Annotated in this window: 18 protein-coding genes; 9 read left to right on the plus strand and 9 right to left on the minus strand. The window is 66.9% G+C overall.

The features are described 5' to 3' along the window. Window positions 1-330 precede the first annotated feature (330 nt). Window positions 331-1047 carry a hypothetical protein gene (locus M2317_RS17540; protein ID WP_429462427.1) on the plus strand — a complete coding sequence of 239 codons (717 nt, stop codon included), beginning with the start codon at window positions 331-333 and terminating at the stop codon, window positions 1045-1047. Between the two features lie 704 nt (window positions 1048-1751). On the opposite strand, the gene M2317_RS17545 is transcribed toward M2317_RS17540, so the two are convergent. Further along, entirely contained in the window at window positions 1752-2507 is a 756-nt protein-coding gene (locus tag M2317_RS17545; protein ID WP_429462429.1) for a hypothetical protein, read from the minus strand. A 334-nt stretch (window positions 2508-2841) separates the two neighbouring features. On the opposite strand from M2317_RS17545, the gene M2317_RS17550 reads away from it, so the two are divergent. From M2317_RS17550 to M2317_RS17560, 3 genes are read left to right on the plus strand one after another with little or no spacing between them, the layout of a single operon-like run. Then, window positions 2842-3090 (plus strand): hypothetical protein, encoded by a 249-nt coding sequence (locus M2317_RS17550; protein WP_429462431.1) that lies wholly within the window; start codon window positions 2842-2844, stop codon window positions 3088-3090. A 59-nt stretch (window positions 3091-3149) separates the two neighbouring features. Next, window positions 3150-3473 (plus strand): nucleotide pyrophosphohydrolase, encoded by a 324-nt coding sequence (locus M2317_RS17555; protein ID WP_429462433.1) that lies wholly within the window; start codon window positions 3150-3152, stop codon window positions 3471-3473. Then, entirely contained in the window at window positions 3470-5185 is a 1716-nt protein-coding gene (locus tag M2317_RS17560; RefSeq protein WP_429462435.1) for a DNA/RNA helicase domain-containing protein, read from the plus strand. Before M2317_RS17555 ends, M2317_RS17560 begins: the two co-directional genes overlap by 4 nt. 227 nt (window positions 5186-5412) lie before the next feature. Here the strand turns inward: M2317_RS17560 and M2317_RS17565 are convergent, their stop codons facing one another. Continuing rightward, window positions 5413-5982 carry a TetR/AcrR family transcriptional regulator gene (locus M2317_RS17565; RefSeq protein WP_429462436.1) on the minus strand — a complete coding sequence of 190 codons (570 nt, stop codon included), beginning with the start codon at window positions 5980-5982 and terminating at the stop codon, window positions 5413-5415. Window positions 5983-6057: 75 nt separating this feature from the next. On the opposite strand from M2317_RS17565, the gene M2317_RS17570 reads away from it, so the two are divergent. After that, window positions 6058-7053, plus strand: a complete 996-nt coding sequence (locus tag M2317_RS17570) for an SDR family NAD(P)-dependent oxidoreductase (RefSeq protein WP_429462438.1) — start codon at window positions 6058-6060, stop codon at window positions 7051-7053. A gap of 81 nt (window positions 7054-7134) precedes the next feature. Further along, entirely contained in the window at window positions 7135-7506 is a 372-nt protein-coding gene (locus M2317_RS17575) for a VOC family protein (protein ID WP_429462440.1), read from the plus strand. 18 nt (window positions 7507-7524) lie between these two features. On the opposite strand, the gene M2317_RS17580 is transcribed toward M2317_RS17575, so the two are convergent. The 3 genes from M2317_RS17580 to M2317_RS17590 form a co-directional block, all read right to left on the minus strand. Next, window positions 7525-7986 carry a hemerythrin domain-containing protein gene (locus M2317_RS17580; protein WP_429462442.1) on the minus strand — a complete coding sequence of 154 codons (462 nt, stop codon included), beginning with the start codon at window positions 7984-7986 and terminating at the stop codon, window positions 7525-7527. 213 nt (window positions 7987-8199) lie between these two features. Then, a complete protein-coding gene (locus M2317_RS17585; protein WP_429462444.1) occupies window positions 8200-9393 on the minus strand; it encodes a MalY/PatB family protein in 1194 nt (397 codons plus the stop codon). 102 nt (window positions 9394-9495) lie between these two features. Then, window positions 9496-9726: a DUF2188 domain-containing protein gene (locus M2317_RS17590; RefSeq protein WP_429462446.1), complete on the minus strand. Its 231-nt coding sequence runs from the start codon at window positions 9724-9726 to the stop codon at window positions 9496-9498. Between the two features lie 109 nt (window positions 9727-9835). Between M2317_RS17590 and M2317_RS17595 the strand changes: the two genes are divergently transcribed. Both M2317_RS17595 and M2317_RS17600 read left to right on the plus strand, forming a co-directional pair. Then, entirely contained in the window at window positions 9836-11359 is a 1524-nt protein-coding gene (locus M2317_RS17595) for an ATP-dependent DNA ligase (protein WP_429462448.1), read from the plus strand. Between the two features lie 30 nt (window positions 11360-11389). Continuing rightward, a complete protein-coding gene (locus tag M2317_RS17600) occupies window positions 11390-11764 on the plus strand; it encodes a nuclear transport factor 2 family protein (protein ID WP_429462450.1) in 375 nt (124 codons plus the stop codon). Window positions 11765-11771: 7 nt separating this feature from the next. Here the strand turns inward: M2317_RS17600 and M2317_RS17605 are convergent, their stop codons facing one another. From M2317_RS17605 to M2317_RS17620, 4 genes are all read right to left on the minus strand, one after another. Next, complete coding sequence (locus M2317_RS17605) at window positions 11772-12179, minus strand: DUF2568 domain-containing protein (protein ID WP_429462451.1); 408 nt, start codon at window positions 12177-12179, stop codon at window positions 11772-11774. A gap of 28 nt (window positions 12180-12207) precedes the next feature. Next, complete coding sequence (locus tag M2317_RS17610; protein WP_429462453.1) at window positions 12208-12516, minus strand: hypothetical protein; 309 nt, start codon at window positions 12514-12516, stop codon at window positions 12208-12210. Between the two features lie 8 nt (window positions 12517-12524). Beyond that, window positions 12525-13454 carry a hypothetical protein gene (locus tag M2317_RS17615; RefSeq protein ID WP_429462455.1) on the minus strand — a complete coding sequence of 310 codons (930 nt, stop codon included), beginning with the start codon at window positions 13452-13454 and terminating at the stop codon, window positions 12525-12527. A gap of 136 nt (window positions 13455-13590) precedes the next feature. Beyond that, window positions 13591-14211, minus strand: coding sequence for a MerR family transcriptional regulator (locus M2317_RS17620; RefSeq protein WP_429462456.1), 621 nt, complete (start codon window positions 14209-14211; stop codon window positions 13591-13593). A 71-nt stretch (window positions 14212-14282) separates the two neighbouring features. On the opposite strand from M2317_RS17620, the gene M2317_RS17625 reads away from it, so the two are divergent. Next, window positions 14283-14786, plus strand: a complete 504-nt coding sequence (locus M2317_RS17625) for a DUF4188 domain-containing protein (protein WP_429462458.1) — start codon at window positions 14283-14285, stop codon at window positions 14784-14786. The last annotated feature ends 9 nt before the right edge of the window (window positions 14787-14795 follow it).

Raw genomic sequence — 14795 nt, forward strand, 5'->3', positions numbered from 1 at the left:
GAACTCTTTGGGAAATGCTTTGGGCACGTTGACCATCCTCCCGTGAGAACCGAAATCCTCACAGCGTTGGAGTCAACCGAACCGTCAGCAGTCCCTGGGTCGCATGGGCTTGGTTTCAGTGGTCTCTCCTGGGCTCAGGATGCCCAGTCGGTCGCCGGCCACATCGAACGCATCGGTCAGCTCAACTCAGCGCTTAACGCTCGAGGGCGCTGGATCGCACCCGGGCCGCTCCAAGACTCGTTCTCCGATCTTTGGACTCCACTGTCGGTACAGTTTGCACGCACTGCAAGCCAGGCGTGGGGACCCGACAGAACGATAGCTACGCTTGCCGTGGATGAGGCTGGATTGGCTGATTGGTCAGCAATCGAACGCTGGCTCGATGTCGCGACGACGCTGCCTGTCCGCGGCTTCTACATCGTCGTGAGTCGCCCCTCAACCGGGTATCCGTCAACCCCGTGGGCGCCCACGAAGCTTGCGAACCTTCTGAGGCTCATCCATGCACTTGCCGAGCTAAACGAACTAGAGGTCATTTGGGGGTTCTCGGACTTCGAGGGTCTCCTCGGTCTCGCAGCTGGCGCCAGTTCGATGGCAACCGGTTGGTCATATACTTTGCGGCAATTCAGCTCCTCGAAGTGGATGTCACCTTCTAGTGGAGGGCGCGCGCCAGCAGTCCGCACGCATCTGCAACGGCTTTGGGCGCTACCCCGCGCCGAAACGGAGACCGCGCCACTCTTCGCATCTGATCAACGCCATGCCATCTTCACCACCGACGAGGTCGAGCACTTTGAGCGCGTTCCGTTCGACGCACTCACACGAGTCGACGCCCAGGTGGAACACATGAAGGCGTTGGCTGCGCGCGCCGATTGGTTGACAGCGGAGCCGAGCGTTGCTGCACGAGTAGCAACCGTTAGCAGCAGCCTTGAGAGCGCGACCACGCTATGGGATTCGATCAGCAGCGCCGGCATGCTTCCGGACCCGAGCTATCGGAACCGCGTGGTTGCGTGGCGCGATTCGCTTGCGCTGTTCGCGGATCAGGTTGACCTGTGAGCAGTATTGGACTCCAGCCCTCGGAGCAACAGCTCTAGGAGCCAGACACGATGACTGATCGACGTCTCCGAGTACGGCGCGGCGACTGACCACCTGATGCGGGCTGAATCTTCAGTGAGAAGCCCGATACCGTGGCTCTCTAGGTTCCGCGCTTCGACTAAGGCGCCGACGCGGACCGGAACGAGAATCGCGGCCCGACCTGCACCCACACGGTAGCCCGCTGCCTGACGGATTGCGCGTCGCCATTCCGAAAGCTTGGCTTCTACCGCCACTGAGTCTGCGACCATGCCGGCCGCCTGCGTCATCGCGCGCTGTGTCCAGCCCGCCCGCTCAAGATCGCGCGCCAGCGCTCGGGCATGCTTATCAGTTACGTTCGAGCCGGCACCGATAAGGCCTCTCGCTGCATTGAGACTCGGAAGTCTCAAGCCCGAGGTTCGGAACGCGTTGAGTGCCGACGACGACAACGTCATCACAATCGCGTCTGGACGCCCAAAGCCGAGCTCAGGCTCTCGAACGATGAACACGCTCCGGCCGCCACCCGGAGGAAACAGCCTGCCGAACTGCTTATCGAGCGCATCGTGCAGCGCAATCTCATGAGTGGGTACGCCAACTGGCGGGCGCGAAGACCCGCTCAGCGGTCCCGCATCTTCTCTATCCACTGCTCCAAGCGTAGTCGGCTTCGCATATGTCGACGACGTGAGGAGTCAGGCAGGCGCGGTGTCGGTCTCGGTCTCGGTCTCGGTCTCGCGAGACTTGTAGAGGTTCCCGGACGAGGGCGTGAGGAACGTCCTCGCCGGAGTGACCACCACCGGGATGATGTGCGAATCAGGATACTCAGGGCGCTTGGAATCGACGTCCCATTGGTCCAACGCGACAGGGACCAGCTGTGGGAGCTGACCGTCGCTCCAAAGCTTCCGAAGGTCGCCGTCGTCGTTAAGAACGAAGATGAGGTCAGCCTTCGCTTTCTCGATCTCGAGAAGCAGTAAATCGTTCATGACGAGGGCGAGCTCGCGAAACTGTTGGATCGCCTCTCCGGAGAAGGATACATGCGCAGTCATCGCCAAAGCCTGCGCCGCATGAGTAGCTCCAGTTGATTCATCGCGCTTGAGGGTCGTGACAGCGTAGGACGGTGTGAGCATGCTCTCGGAATGGGCAATGGTGCGGTTGCGAAGCCGCTTTAGGGCGCGATGTACGTCGATATACGAATCGGGTACGTCGATGATTGTCTCGAGGTTCGGCCGGACGTTGGACGTTGTGAAACACCGTCCGTAGGAAACGGTCGCGTCCGAGACGAGTGGCCGCACAAGGTTCTGCTCCCACCTCTCCCTGGACTCGATCATGTGGAGCGCGATGGTGAATCCATTCAGCGCTTCGCCTAGATCGGCGTTGAAGCCTGCGAGCTGCGCGAGCCGGATCGCGGCCGGAGAACTGGGCGCAATGACTTGCCTTATCTCTGACATGAGCCAACGCTAGTGGCTGTTGCTCGCCGTCACGCTGCCGTCGACGGGGCAGACGCCGCAGAGCGCTCAGCGATCGAATGAAACGAGATCCAAAGCGCCGCATAGCTAGCCGCGCCCCGATGGGTAGGACCCCGCCGAAGAATTCTCTCTGCAGGTTCTATCTCGCCTGTTCAGAGCATGTGTGGGGTTCGACCGTGCCAACGGTGCTTCAAGACACGCAGATTGCGATGTTGGCAGCCGCGCAGCCGACGAGGAGAATTGAGCCGTGCTATCTGAGCTACTCGACCTGTTCCCTGATCCCGATGAACTCCAACCGACACGCGAAGCCGAACCAATGACCGAGGCGCAACGTGTCGAGATCCGCAATTTATTCGCTGCACTCGACATCTCAACGGCCCGCGAACAGTTCGAACTCGTCCATGTCCTGGTGGGTGCACGCATTCAGTCGGTTGCGGATCTGGATGCGACGAAGGCCGCAGCGCTCGTGCCGCGACTCCGTAAGCGAGTCGAGTCGCAGTCCAGGCAGTCCACCGGTAGCTCGTGGGACGACCGAGAAGAGGACACGTGGATCGACAACCTTTGAGTTGACAAGAATCGGCCACGACCTAGGTGTCAGATAAGGCCCCTGCTACCGTCACTCCCATGCCGTCCCCCTCAACCACCTCAGCGCTCCGCGCCTTCGTCGCCGCGCGCGACTGGGACCACTTCCACACCCCGGAGAACCTCGCGAAGAGCATCAGCATCGAGGCCGCCGAACTCCTCGAGCTGTACCAGTGGACGGACAACCCCGACCAGCAGCAGGTCGAGGATGAACTCGCCGACGTCGTCACCTACTGCATCCATCTCGCGAACAGGCTTGGCGTCGAGCTCGACGAGATCGTCATGAACAAGCTCGCCAAGACCGAGCAGAAGTATCCGGTCGAGCAGAACCAGGGCGTCATCAACAAGCACGAGCCGCAGGCATGACCAGCATCCGCCGCGTGCGGTTCGAGAGGACCCACGTCGACGCGTGGGCCGAGCAGGATCCGCAGCATACGAACTGGCCGGTCGTCTACGTCATCGACGGCACGCGCAAGCTCTACGTCGGCGAGACGACTCGGGCGCACAAGCGGATCCGGCAGCACCTCGACGGCCCGAAGCGGAACGAGGGTCTCGACAGCATCCGCGTCGTCGTCGATCCGACCTTCAACAAGTCCGCGTGCCTGGATCTCGAGTCGCACCTGATCCGCTGGTTCTCGGGCGACGGGCAGTACAGCATCCTCAACGGCAACGACGGCCTGACCGATGCGGACTACTACGACCGCGCACTGTACCGCGAGTCGTTCCGTGACGTCTTCGAGGCGTTGCGCGCGGAGGGCCTGTTCAGCCGCAGCATCCCGCAGATCGAGAACTCTGACCTGTTCAAGCTGTCGCCGTTCAAGGCGCTGGGCGACGACCAGGCGATCGCCATCAGCGACATCGTCGAAGGCCTGTTGACCGACCTCGCCGACCCGGCCGCGCGCTCCACGCTCGTCGTGCAGGGCGACCCCGGCACGGGCAAGACGATCATCGCGATCTATCTGATGAAGCTGCTCGCCGACATCCGCGACTTCGAGCATCACGACGACGTCGAGCCCGATTCGATGTTCTCGGAGTTCTTCGTCCCCGAGAACCGCGAGCTCCTGAACGGGTTCCGCATGGCGCTCGTGATCCCGCAGCAGTCGTTGCGCGAGTCCATCAAGAAGGTGTTCAAGAAGACACCCAAACTCGACCCGTCGATGGTGCTCACACCGTTCCAGCTCGGCGAGTCCTCCACCTCCTACGACCTGGTGCTGGTCGATGAGACGCACCGGCTCGGACAGCGCGCGAACCAGGCATCCGGCGTGCAGAACAAGAAGTTCCGCGACATCAACATCGAGCTCTTCGGTGCGGACGACCCGACCTACACGCAGCTCGACTGGATCAAGACACGCAGTCGGCACCAGCTTCTGCTCGTGGACGGCGCGCAGAGCGTCCGGCCGCACGACCTGTCGCCCGCGATTCTGGATGCCGAGCTGCGCGCCGCTCGCGATGCGCACCGCCACTACCGACTGACCACCCAGATGCGGGTGCGCGCGGGAGCCGATTACGTCGAGTTCGTCCGTGCCGCTCTGCGCGGCGAGGATCCGTCGCGTCCGGACCTCGGCGACTACGACCTGCGCTTCTTCGACGACCTCGGCGAAATGCGTCGGGCGATCCGGGAGAAGGATGCCGAGGTCGGCCTGTCCCGCCTCGTCGCCGGCTACGCGTGGGACTGGAAATCGCGCCGGGATGCCGAGGCCTTCGACATCGAGCTCGACGGCGAGCGCATGCGCTGGAACAGCGCGGACAAGGACTGGATCAACTCCCCGGGTTCCCTCGACGAGGTCGGGTCGATCCACACCGTACAGGGGTACGACCTCAACTACGCCGGCGTGATCGTCGGGCCGGATCTTCGAGAGTCTGCCGGCCGGATCGTCGCCGATCGTGATGCGTATCGAGACAAGAAGGGCAAGGAGAACACGGGACACCTCAAGGACGCCTTCGGCGACGACGATCTGCTCGTGTTCATCCGAAACATCTACGGCGTGCTGCTGACCCGCGGGATCCTCGGGACGTACGTGTACGTGTGCGATCCGGGGTTGCGGGAGAGGTTGCGGGGCGTTCTCGCCCGTCGTTGATTGTTGCGACGCCGTCACAACAATTGCCGAGTCGGTCGGGCGGCATCGCGTCACTGGAGCCGGCCTCGCACCTCACAATTGTCGCGACGCGTCACGACAATCTGTGCGTGCGCCAACTTCGGAGATGTGAGCTTGGCTCGGATGAGTACGACCGAATCATACGAAGATGCTGCGCATCCCCGACGCTGACGTCCGCGCGCTTCGACAGGCTCAGCGAGCTAGGGGAACTACGCCGCAATTCCCCGCATCAGCACCCGCACGACAGCATCCACCTGCTCCGCCCCGAGCACCTTCCCTTGAAGAGCCGCATACGAAGCCATCGCAACGAACTGATCAGCGATCACCGCGGCATCCACATCCGACCTCACCTGGCCGGCCGAAACAGCCAGAGCGAGCCGCGACGACACCCACCCGCGGATCGGCGCCGCCAGCTTGTCGTTGAGAGCCAAACCCAGCTCGGCATCCGTCGCCGTCACGGCGATCAGCGCCCGCGCGAGCGCCACGCCATCGGCATCCCCGAGGGCAGCGGACATCGCCGAGAACCACGCCCGCAGGTCGGACTCGAGATCCGCGGTGTGCGGCAGCGCGACATCCGCACCGGGAAGCGCACCGGACAGCAGCGCTTCCCCCAGGATCGCCGCCTTCGACGGCCACCATCGATAGATCGTCTGCTTCGAGACACCGGCCGCAGCAGCCAGGCCCTCGATCGACACCGACGAGTACCCCTCATCGACGAGCGCGGCACGCATCGCCGCCAGCACGGCCTGGCGCGCCTGTTCACTACGAGGTCTCGGCACGCTCACAGGCTACCGAGGAGTACCCTGGGAAATAAGTAGACGCACCGTTGCGAAATGCCCGAGCAAGGAGAAGACATGGCCCTGACCGCACACTCCACCATCGGCGAATGGCTGAACGATCCGACCGGCGGACCGCTCATCCGCGGCCTGTTCGAGAAGACCGGCGCCGACCCCGAAGTCCTCACCCCCGTGCTGGGCCTGCCCCTCCAGCAGCTCGTCGCCATGAGCCAGGGCGCCATGCCGCAGTCGATCGTCGACGATCTGGTCCGCTCCGCCAATGGCGGCGTGATCCCCGAGGATGGCGAGTCCACCGGCTGGACCGAGAAGCCCACCCCTGGCCGCTTCGCCGGCAAGACCGTGATCGTCACGGGTGCGGCGTCCGGAATCGGCAAGGCCACGGCATCCCGCATCGCCCGCGAAGGCGGACGCGTCATCGCCGCCGACATCTCCGCCGATAAGCTCGATGCCCTCAAGGCCGAGCTCCCCGACGTCATCACCGTCGCCGGCGACCTCACGAAGCAGGACGCCATCGACGCCGTCATCGCCGCCGCCGGCGACAAAATCGACGGCCTAGCCAACATCGCCGGCATCAACGACGACTTCTCCCCCGCAGGCGAGACGACGGATGCCGTGTGGGACCGCGTCATCGCCATCAACCTCACCGCACCGTTCAAGCTCATGCGCGCGGTCCTGCCCCTGATGGAGGCCGCCGGTTCCGGCGCTGTGCTCAACGTCTCGAGCGAGGCGGGCCTGCGAGGCAACTCCTCCGGCAACGCCTACACGGCCAGCAAGCACGGCATCATCGGCGTCACGAAGTCGGCGGCGTTCATGTACGGGCCGAAGGGCATCCGCGTGAACTCGGTCGCTCCGGGCGGCGTCGCCACCGGCATCCCGATGCCGCCGAACATGTCCGAGTACGGCTCCGGCCGCCTGGCCCCGTTCCAGCAGGCGATCCCGACCGTCGCGACGGCCGAGCACCTCGCCGCCTCGATCACGTTCCTCCTCTCGGACGACGCCGTGAACATCAACGGCGCGATCCTCGCTTCGGACGGCGGCTGGTCGGTTCAGTAAGCCGCGGGATGCGCGGGGCGATCGCTTTCGCCCCGCGCATGCCCCTTGTTCGGGCGGAGCCCCCGACTTACGCTGTCCCGCATGTTGAAGATCGTGTCGATCGTGATCCGCGTCGACGACCTCCCCACGCAGTCCCGTTTCTGGCAGGCCGCGCTCGACTACGTCGAGCGGGATCCGGCGGACGATGACTGGGTCGTCCTCACGCCGCGTGACGCAGACACTCCCTGCGTCGCCCTCGATGCCCATCATTCCGAGCGGATCCTGCCTCCACGCATCCACCTCGACATCTACGCCGAGGATCAGGATGCCGAAGTGCGCCGACTCGCCGAGCTCGGTGCCCGCGAGGTGCACTGGGACAAACTGCCCGAGGACGCCGATTACGTCATCATGGAAGACCCCGAAGGCAACCGCTTCTGCATCGTCGATCGCCCCGACTGGTCGGGCTGGGCGTAGCAGCCAGACCACTGACGGTCACAACGGCCCGAGCACCCGTTCCGGATCGGCATCCAGAGCCAGCGCCTCGAGCACGGTGAGCAGCTGTCGCTCTTCGTACCGGAAGTGGCTCTCCATGATCGCGGCGATGCCCTCCAGGTGTCGCGCCAGCTCGGTCGGCGAAGCGGCCGACGCCACCGCCACCTGCAGCCCGTTGATCAGGTGCCCGATCATCGAGTGATCCTGTTCCAGCTTCCGCAGCGTATCCCGCAACTCCGGATGCGCGGCTGCGATGGCCGGGAACAGCTCGCGATCCTCGCCCTCGTGATGCCCCGTCAACGCCGTGCAGAATCCATGGCAGAACAGCAGCAGATCACGATCCGGTGGTTCGCCGGAGGCCAGAGCCTCCTGGGCGATCGACAACGCCGCTCGCAGTCGCCGATGCACGGCACGCAGTTCATCGCTCCAGGCGATGAGCCTGGTCTTCTCGCCCTCAGTCACGTGAGGGCGAAGGGGTCGACGTGTTCATCGTCGCTCTCCTTCGGGTCCCGCGCCTCCATGTCTGGCACGGACTGCCACCGACACGCGACGCTTCCGCCACGCTAACAGACCGCATCCCTCATCGAACGACTCGGATGCCCCGGCAGCTCACGGGAGAGCAGTACGACGGCGGCGAGAACGCCAAGGTCGACCTCACATAGCGCCGGTTCGTGCCTACGCCGCCGAGAGCCGGACTGCCGCTCCCATCGCCGCGAACGCCTCTTCGAGAATCGGTCGCGGCGTGGCGAACACCACGCGCACGTAGTCCTCGTACCCGCGCCCGAGCAGGCGCCCTTCGGTGAGAACGACGCCGGCCTGCTCCCGGAAGAACTCCGCAGGCGGACTGGGGATGCCGAGGGCCTTCGTGTCGATCCAGCCGATGTACGTCGCCTCCGGCACCCGATACACGGCACCGGGCAGATGCTCCGACACCAACGATCCGAGCAGCGCGCGCGAACCGTCCAGGTAGTCGAGCACGCCGTCCAGCCATGGCCTCCCCGACCGATACGCGGCCGTCGAAGCGACCACGCCCAGGGTCGCCGCGCCGTGCTGCACCGAGAACCCGAAACCGCGGTAGAGCTGTTGATCCGCATCGTTCGAGGTGATGAGCTGCGCGGTCTTGAGTCCGGGGATGTTCCACGCCTTCGACGCACTCGTGCCGGTGATCGTGTGCGCGGCCGTCGCCTCCGACACCGACGCGTAGGGGATGAACGGACGCCCGTCGAATCGCAGCGGGGCATGGATCTCGTCGGCGAACACCCGGCCGCCGTGCCGCTCGACGATCTCGGCGATGGCCTCGAGCTCGGCACGGTCGGCGACCGTACCGGTCGGGTTGTGCGGGTTGCACAACACGAGCGTGCGGGCGCCGGAAGCGAACGCCTCGTCGATGCGCTGCAGGTCGTGCTGCCACCGACCGTCGACCTCGGTGCCGGGGACCTCGATCACGGGATGCCCGATCGTCGGCAGATATGTCAGGAACGGCATATATGCGGGCGTCGGCACGATCACCGGCGATCCGGCTGGGGCGTACTCTTCGACCGCCACCCGAAGGACGGCCATGACGTCGGAGACGGCGTGCACGCGCTCGGGGTCGACGACCCAGCCGTACTCGGCGCTCATCCAGTCGGCGGTCGCCGCACCCAGCTCCGCGGCCAGCGGAGGCGAGAGGTAGCCGAGGTTCTCCTCGTCGATCGCGCGGTGCATCGCCTCGGCGATCTCGGGCGCAATCCCGAAGTCCATCTCGGCGACCCAGGCACCGATGCGCCCAGGATGCAGACTCCACTTGCGGCTCTGGGGCCGGTCGAGCTGGAAGCGGGTCCTGGCATCGAACGGATGCAGGGCCGCGTCGGCGGTCTGGATCTCGGGCACGCGGGACTCCTTCGCAAGCGGGGCACACCCAATCTAAGGACGCCGTCGCGCGTGCGCACGTCTCGTTTCCGCGGATGACGAGACGCACCCCTACACCGAGCTCTATTCCCCCATGAACCCCCGCGGATGCCGGTCGTACGCGCTCGCGTCCTCCGACGGCCCCTCCTCGGTCCGCACGGTGTGCTGCACCTGGCGCGCCGCAGCCGCCCCGCGCCCGACCTTCACGGCCTCCGCCTTCGAGGTGAAGCTGGTGCCCAGGGTGCGGGGCTCCCCCTCGATGCGGTTGAACCAGATGCCGTCGCGCTGGAACGTCTCGATGTCGCCTGCAGCCATGCCGTATCCCTTCTCTCCCCTCATTCCTACGGCGGCATGCGGCCAGCGGCGACCCCCTTGACACGCAAAACCTGCACCCGATGTCACACCCCGGTGCGACAATCTCCTCATGAAGCTCTCCGAGCTCGTCGCTACCGCCGAAGAGGTCGCCGCCACGTCGTCCCGCCTCGCGAAGATCGACGCGCTCGCCCGCCTACTTGCGCGCGCCGAGCAAGACGAGATCGCCCCGCTCATTGGGCTGCTCCTTGCGAGCCCCCGGCAGGGTCGCCTCGGCGTCGGATGGCGCGGGCTCACCGCCCTCGACGTCACCCACGCCGATGCCTCCACCCTGACGATCGCCGACGTCGATCAGGCGCTCGACGCGCTCGCCGCGGCATCCGGAACCGGGTCGGCAGCCGTCCGCACCGCAGCGCTCACCGGCCTCGCATCCCGCGCCACCGCTGCGGAGTGGGACTTCCTCGCCCGCGCGATGCTCGGCGAGCTGCGCACCGGCGCCCTCGGCGGCGTGCTGTTGGATGCGATCGCCCGAGCATCCGACCGAAAGGTCGCGACCGTCCGTCGGGCGGCGATGCTCACCGGCGACCTGGGCGACACCGCGGTGCTCGCCCTCACCGGCACGGCGGACGAGATCGAGAACGTCGGGCTGCAGGTCGGGCGACCGGTCCTGCCCATGCTCGCCTCCACCGCCGCGACGGCATCCGCAGCACTCGAGGTCACCGGCGAAGCATCCGTCGAGTACAAGCTCGACGGCGCGCGCATCCAGGTCCATCGGCGCGGCGACGAGGTCGGCGTCTACACGCGCAGCCTCGCCGACATCACCCACCGGGTGCCCGAGATCGTCGAGATCGTCCGCTCGCTGCCCGCGCAGGACCTCATCCTGGACGGCGAGACCCTGGCTCTCGACGAGGACGGCGGGCCGCGCCCGTTCCAGCAGACCATGTCGCGCTTCGGTGCGGACGTTTCGCGCGACCTCGTCCTGCGGCCCTGGTTCTTCGACCTGCTGCACGTCGACGGGCGCGACCTCCTCGACGAGCCGCTCTCGACCCGGCTTCAGGAGCTCGACCGCATCGCCGGCGAATGGCGGATGCCGGGCATCGTCACCGCCGACCCGACTGCTGCCGAGCAGCTGTCCGTCGACGCCCTCGCCGCCGGACACGAGGGCGTCGTCGTCAAGGCGATCGACTCGTCATACGCCGCCGGGCGCCGCGGCAAGTCCTGGGTCAAGGTCAAACCCGTGCTCACGTACGACCTCGTCGTGCTCGCCGCCGAATGGGGCTCCGGCCGCCGCCGAGGCAAACTCTCGAACCTGCACCTCGGTGCCCGTGATCCCGACGGCGAGTTCGGCGAACCCGGCGGGTTCGTCATGGTCGGCAAGACCTTCAAAGGGCTCACCGACGAGCTGCTGCAGTGGCAGACCGACACGTTCCCGTCGTACGAGACCACCCGGTCGCCGTACGCGGTCTTCCTGCGCCCCGAACTCGTCGTCGAGATCGCCATCGACGGCGTCCAGCAGTCGCCCCGCTACCCGGGCGGCATCGCCCTGCGCTTCGCCCGCGTCAAGCACTACCGACCCGACAAGACCGCAGCGGAGGCCGACACGATCCAGACCCTGCGGGCTCTGCTGCGGGGATGAGGTGTCGGATGCCCGCCCTAGGATGCCGTCATGGATGCCGGACCCGCACTGCACGGACTCATGACCGCGATCGACGAGAAGCGCTGGGACGATCTCGCGCCGTACCTGCACCCCGACTTCGTCTGCCGGCTCGTGCACACCGGCGAATCGTTCGATCGTGACCGCTGGATCCGCTTCAACCGCGAGTACCCCGGCTTCGAGCACCTGACGGTAGAGGACTTCGTCGCGGAGCCGACCGTGGCCGCCTGCCGCTCCCACGTCACCGGCCGCGGTGAAGACGGGATCGAGCACTTCGAATGCGCGAGCTTCGCGCAACTGCGGGATGGTCTCATCGTGCAGCTCACCGAGGTCTGGACGGACGTCGATCAGCAGGCGCCCCCGGGCACCCGACCCGACCCGCAGTAGCCGCCGCCTACGCCGTCGCCCGCATCCTGACCCAGGTCGTCACGGCGACGCTCACCGCCACGACCCCGGCGAACACGACGGCCGCCACCGGGTTGCCCATGCCCCACAGCGCCAGCGCGCCCGCTCCGAACGCGACCGCCTTCACCGCCACGACGCCGACGACGGGGAGTCGGACGCGCGCTCTCGGCGCCGCGAACGTCCCCCACAGCACGACGAGCAGCCCGACCGCGACGACCGCGACGAGGATCCGCGCCCACCAGGGCAGATCGAGCAGCAGCGCCCACCACGCGACGAACACGAGCATCGCGAGTTCGAGCAGAAGCGCCAGCAACGCGTTGAGCATGACGAGCTCGCGGATCGGCGAACCGAAACGAGCCCACTCCGGTTCGAGCGCCGGAGAATCAGCGGTGTGCACGGTCCCAGGATGCCGCGCCCGCCGCCCCTCAGCCAAGATCGAGCTGCGCTTTTCCGTCGCCCAGATAGAAGATGCCCACGGTCGCGCCCTCCCGCATCTGCCGGAGTCGTTTCGCCGGGATCGTCTCGCGCCCCTCGACGATCTTCCGCATCCCATCCTCGACCCACGACGCCCGGTACCGGACGGTGACGGCGCCGGTCTCACTCGTGCCGACGTGACGCACCTCCTCCAGCCGGACGCGGATCCGGCGCCCGTGCTTTCGGAATTGACGGTCCCGGAGGAACAGCGACACCACGAACCCCACCCCGCCGAGGAGGATCAGCAGCCCGATCAGCATTCCGCCGGTCATGACGTCACCGCGGCATCCGCCAGCCGAGCCGACCGCTTCGCGACGGCGACGCGCACGATCGAGCCGACCACCGCGATCAGCACTGCCAGCACGACCGGGCGCCACATCTCCGCCATCACGCTCGGGAAGACCTGCATCGACGCCTCGGCCATCTCGCGCACATCACCCTGCAGCACGCGCATCCCGAGGCCGTACCCGATCGCGGTGAACACCGCGGGCACGACCCACACCGAAAGCAGGGCGATGGCCCACACCGCCAGGCGGCCCACCGGCCGCACGCCGCACCAGACCAGCGCGACCCCCACGACGACAGCCGGGAGCCAGTAGCCGATGCTCGAGACGACCATCCACGGCCCGCTCGGCCCGGCGAATGCTGCGAACCAGCGCACCACCCACGTTCCGAACGGCACCGCGGCGAGCGCGATTCCGAGCGACGCGACGGCGACCGACGGGCGCGACGTCATCCACAGTCCGACCTGCGCCAGCACGGCCGCGACGACGGTGCCTCCCAGCATCCCTCCGAAGTAGAGCGCCGCACGGGTGTCTCCCGATCCGTCCATGAGACCGAGGCCCCGGGCGAGCACGACGAAGCTCTGCGCCGCGGCGATCAGGTGCACGAGCGCGACGCCGAGCGCAGCCGGCCACATCGACACCGCACGTCCCCGTCGCGCCACCCGTACGGCGAGACCGGCGAAGACGCCGCCGAGCAGCACCAGGGAGAAGAGCATGGTCGCGTAGTACTGGCTCAGCGGCAGCAGGACGTAGGGCATGTCCTCCGGCATCGTCTGCGTCGCCCACAGGTTCTGCAGCGGCAGCGTGCCCGCGACCAGCCAGGGCAGCAGGCCGAGCACCGCCCCGGCGGCCCCGATCCCGAATGCCGGAAGCCGGTGGGACGTCGCCGCGGGCGCAAGCGGAGGTTCGGTCATCCACACACGCTGGCACAGGATGCCGAGAACACCGCCCCCTGGCGGGAAATCTACGGACCGTGTCGTCCGCCGCGCCACCTCCAGCAGAGAAGACAGATGTCGGTTCCGGATGCCGAGAACCGACATTCTTCTTCTTTCACGGCGCCGTCGTCGTGCCGCCGAACCGCTCCGCGGACGCAACCTGCTCGGCGACCCGCCGCAGCGCGAGCAGCAGCGGCTCCACGAGCACCGACCCGAGCACGACGTAGCGCACGGCCGCTTCGGCGGATTCGGTCGGAGTGGCGGCGACCTCGGCATCCGCGATCGCCCTGATGCTCTGCAGATACACCGGCATCGCGGCGTCCGGCACGGCGAAGCCGGCGCGCTCGAGTCCGTCGAGAGCGCGGGCGACGTCGCCGAGCACGTCGGGATCGCACGTTCCCGGCTTCCAGCCCAATCCCGAAACCAGCCGCTCAGTCGCGGACAGATCGACGCCCTCGTCCGCCGGACGGGTGATGGCGGAGTGCGCCGCGCCGAGCAGTTCGTGCGCGCTGGCCGGCGGATCGTCGAGAGTCGCGAGCACGCGACGGGTCTCGGCCACGCTGACCCCGGCATCCAGAAGCGCCCGGATCACCCCCAGTCGCTCCACATGCGTCGCCCCGTAAGTCGCCTGGGTCGGCGCACTGCGCTCGCCCTCGGGGAGCAGCCCCTCGCGCAGGTAGTACTTGATCGTCGGCACGGTCACGCCGCTCTGCGCGGACAGTTCGGAAATTCTCATGGCCACCTCTTGACATCGATAGTAGCGCTATCCAATATGGATAGTGACACTATCCAACAAGGGAGATCCCCATGTCACGCATCATCCCCGGCCGCACGACGCACGCGTACGACGGCGAGCTGGTCGTCTTCCACATCGGCATGCAGATCAACCGCTGGTGGCGGCCCGACCTCTGGCTGCCCGCGTTCTTCGCCATGCCCCGGATGCTGAAAGAGCTGTCCCGCGACCCCGAATCGGGCTTCCTCGGCTACGAACTGCTGTTCGGCGGCGGAGGCCCCTACGTCGTGCAGTACTGGTCGTCGGTGGAGAAGCTCTACGCCTACGCATCCGCCCCGTCGCAGGAGCATCGGCCGGCCTGGACCCGCTTCAACCAGGCGGCCCGCAAGGCGCCCGGCGCGGTCGGAGTCTGGCACGAGACGTTCCTCGTCGAGCGCGCCGAGAGCGTCTACGTCTCGACGAGGCCCCTGGGGCTCGTCAAGGCGACCGAGCCCGTCCCGGTCGGCCGCAGGCAGGATCGCGCCGCCGCGCGCTTCGCGGAGGGCACGACGCGGCACGCCGAGCCCGCGGCATCCTGACCCCGCCCC

The sequence above is a fragment of the Microbacterium sp. ZKA21 genome (assembly GCF_050434165.1).
GTDB lineage: Bacteria > Actinomycetota > Actinomycetes > Actinomycetales > Microbacteriaceae > Microbacterium.

What these genes read in the sequence shown, in the direction of transcription:
- M2317_RS17575 (WP_429462440.1), top strand. Translation starts at nt 7,135, where the DNA reads ATGTTGAAGATCGTGTCGATCGTGATCCGCGTCGACGACCTCCCCACG.
- M2317_RS17560 (WP_429462435.1), top strand. Translation starts at nt 3,470, where the DNA reads ATGACCAGCATCCGCCGCGTGCGGTTCGAGAGGACCCACGTCGACGCG.
- M2317_RS17595 (WP_429462448.1), top strand. Translation starts at nt 9,836, where the DNA reads ATGAAGCTCTCCGAGCTCGTCGCTACCGCCGAAGAGGTCGCCGCCACG.
- M2317_RS17545 (WP_429462429.1), bottom strand. Translation starts at nt 2,507, where the DNA reads ATGTCAGAGATAAGGCAAGTCATTGCGCCCAGTTCTCCGGCCGCGATC.
- M2317_RS17610 (WP_429462453.1), bottom strand. Translation starts at nt 12,516, where the DNA reads ATGCTGATCGGGCTGCTGATCCTCCTCGGCGGGGTGGGGTTCGTGGTG.
- M2317_RS17625 (WP_429462458.1), top strand. Translation starts at nt 14,283, where the DNA reads ATGTCACGCATCATCCCCGGCCGCACGACGCACGCGTACGACGGCGAG.
- M2317_RS17615 (WP_429462455.1), bottom strand. Translation starts at nt 13,454, where the DNA reads ATGACCGAACCTCCGCTTGCGCCCGCGGCGACGTCCCACCGGCTTCCG.
- M2317_RS17570 (WP_429462438.1), top strand. Translation starts at nt 6,058, where the DNA reads ATGGCCCTGACCGCACACTCCACCATCGGCGAATGGCTGAACGATCCG.
- M2317_RS17590 (WP_429462446.1), bottom strand. Translation starts at nt 9,726, where the DNA reads ATGGCTGCAGGCGACATCGAGACGTTCCAGCGCGACGGCATCTGGTTC.
- M2317_RS17550 (WP_429462431.1), top strand. Translation starts at nt 2,842, where the DNA reads ATGACCGAGGCGCAACGTGTCGAGATCCGCAATTTATTCGCTGCACTC.
- M2317_RS17600 (WP_429462450.1), top strand. Translation starts at nt 11,390, where the DNA reads ATGGATGCCGGACCCGCACTGCACGGACTCATGACCGCGATCGACGAG.
- M2317_RS17555 (WP_429462433.1), top strand. Translation starts at nt 3,150, where the DNA reads ATGCCGTCCCCCTCAACCACCTCAGCGCTCCGCGCCTTCGTCGCCGCG.
- M2317_RS17620 (WP_429462456.1), bottom strand. Translation starts at nt 14,211, where the DNA reads ATGAGAATTTCCGAACTGTCCGCGCAGAGCGGCGTGACCGTGCCGACG.